Origin of the sequence: Neobacillus drentensis (genome assembly GCF_036962765.1) — a bacterium.
GTDB classification, from domain to species: Bacteria; Bacillota; Bacilli; order Bacillales; family Cytobacillaceae; genus Neobacillus; species Neobacillus drentensis_C.
Window position 1 is genome coordinate 25,075 of sequence record NZ_JBALOS010000037.1, and the last position, 680, is coordinate 25,754.

Below are 680 nucleotides of genomic sequence, written 5' to 3' on the forward strand. Positions count from 1 at the left end.
CGATCTAAATTTGGCATTAAAAAATATATTTTCGTAAAAACAGTATCATTCCTTTCTTAAAAGGTAAAAATGGAAATAAGTACATATAGTGCTTCTATTTTTTACCACATAGCTTGATGACGATTAACTAAAAAATGTTGAAAGGAATGAGCAAAATGGCGGAAAAAAAGAAAAAGGATAAGGATCGAGGCAAATACTCATTAACGAGTATGCAGGAGGTTTCTTATCAAAGAGAATTTAAAATGGCGGACCGTGCAGGCGGATATCACGACAAGAAAACCAGACTATAAGCTTCCCATTGCTGCAAGCTAGAGCGTGCTGCTGAAGGATTTTCCATTCATGGTTCCCTTTCAAATTGTAAATGATAGTAAAGGGAGCAATTAGGCTCCTTGTTATTGACAATGAAAGGGGTTTTTTAGTAATGGGCCGTATGCATAACGGAACTGGTAATAGCAATAAAAGTTCACTTCCACAAACACCTAAGAACCTAAAAACGGATGGAAATGACGTAGAATATTCTGCAGAATTTGCAGACCATTCAGACCTTGAGGCACAGGCACGTGCTAACGCAGCGAATCAGCGTGTACAATCAAAAAGAAATAAATAAATCTTTACGAAGATGAATCAAAAAAAAGAAGCAGGACATCCTGCTTCTTTTTTTAGGCTGTGTTATACAGGTA

General features: G+C 36.6%; 2 protein-coding genes. Both read left to right on the top strand.

The features are described 5' to 3' along the window. The first annotated feature begins 155 nt into the window (after positions 1–155). Complete coding sequence (locus V7137_RS06295; protein WP_082797355.1) at positions 156–290, top strand: YfhE family protein; 135 nt, start codon at positions 156–158, stop codon at positions 288–290. 131 nt (positions 291–421) lie between these two features. Further along, a complete protein-coding gene (locus tag V7137_RS06300) occupies positions 422–607 on the top strand; it encodes a YfhD family protein (protein WP_335697280.1) in 186 nt (61 codons plus the stop codon). The last annotated feature ends 73 nt before the right edge of the window (positions 608–680 follow it).

Coding starts and splice junctions, on each gene's coding strand:
- V7137_RS06295 (WP_082797355.1), top strand. CDS start 156: ATGGCGGAAAAAAAGAAAAAGGATAAGGATCGAGGCAAATACTCATTA.
- V7137_RS06300 (WP_335697280.1), top strand. CDS start 422: ATGGGCCGTATGCATAACGGAACTGGTAATAGCAATAAAAGTTCACTT.